We start from the raw sequence: 1,366 nt of genomic DNA on the forward strand, positions 1-1,366 counted from the left end.
GCCCGTAGCGCCTGCGAGAAAAAAGTCATCCGCCTTGCCCGGCAGACACCGCTCTCGTGCGCGGAAATTATCAAGTGCATCGAAATGGACATCCGTCGCCTGAAGGACGGCTACGATGTGCTGGACAAGCTGTACGATGACAACGACTTGAACTGCGACAACTTCGCCCAGGCTGTTCGGGAGTACCGTTGCAGCCACGAAGTCATCACAGCAGTAGCAAACCTTTATCTTCGACAACAGATTATGATTGATACATATTAAATCGTCTCTGGGTTGACAACTACAAGATATAGTATTATAATTGCTTTGTAAATGATTTTTATGCTATATAAGCATACGCTGTTGTTTTTGTAATCGGTGCCGGTAGTAGATGGCATTGCGCTGAATTGGGCGCGGTGTCTCCCCTGCCGGCACTTTTTTATATAGATATTTCCTGCCATTGGCAGAAAGGAGTGAACCAAGAATCAATCCGCATCCCGCATGGCCGCCGAACAGTGGCCGTACCTTGGGCTGCATCAAGTGTTCAGAACGGACACCTGATGCAGCCCCTTTTTGTTTTTGTGAAAGGACGGTAATCGACAATGAAATCTGACAATGCCATCCGGAATGGCACAAGCATTTTTGTGGGCATCATCGTAGCCATCGCCGCGTTCGCGCGCGGCGCGCTACTGCTGCCGCTTCTGCTTGTTGCCTGCTCCGTCTGGGGGCTGTATGTGCTGCACTATCTGCGAGGCAGTCTCCCGGCAGTCCCCAAGAAGAAAGCAAAGGCTCCCCGCCGCGCAAAGTTTGTGGTGCCGGACATTGAGGACGAACCGCTCAGCGACATTCTGCTGCTCCATGTGAACCAGCGCATTACTGCCGCACTTCGCACAGCGGGCAGCAACATTACATGGGAATGGGCCACCAAGGACCCGCTTGCTATCGTTAAAGAGGGTGGGCGCTGCCTGATCCGTGTTCACGGATTAGACGGTTTTGAGAGTGCCGAGGTCGTACTGGACAAGCAGGCGCATCTGCGGTGTAAGTTAATCAACGCCGTGCCGTTGCGCCCGAACCCCACGGCAGACGCACCCGAAAAGCCGCGAATCCCCGCCGAGACTCCCCCACTGCCCGATCCGCGCATTTGGTATGAAACCGAGGGTCGCACAACACTGGAAAACATCGTAGCTGACCTCAGTTCCCGCGGGCATCACTCGATGACCGTGCAGGAGGACGGTCACATCCAGCTTGTGGACGGCAGCACATCGGTACTCCCGGAACTGCACGGTTTCCCGCCTGTGGGCTGCTGGGAAAAGTTGAAACAGGTCTTTGCAGGAGATGGGCTGGCCGCCGAGGAAACTTCCGGCAAGCTGGTTCTCTCGTGGTAAAG

General features: G+C 54.6%; 1 protein-coding gene and 1 pseudogene. Both read left to right on the forward strand.

The annotated features are described in order from the left end of the window. Nucleotides 1-261, forward strand: a pseudogene (locus tag B5D32_RS15345) (hypothetical protein); the annotation flags it as partial. A gap of 320 nt (nt 262-581) precedes the next feature. Further along, nucleotides 582-1,364, forward strand: coding sequence for a hypothetical protein (locus B5D32_RS14695; RefSeq protein ID WP_078785686.1), 783 nt, complete (start codon nt 582-584; stop codon nt 1,362-1,364). Nucleotides 1,365-1,366: the final 2 nt, after the last annotated feature.

Origin of the sequence: Gemmiger formicilis, from assembly GCF_900167555.1 — a bacterium.
Lineage (GTDB): Bacteria > Bacillota > Clostridia > Oscillospirales > Ruminococcaceae > Gemmiger > Gemmiger formicilis.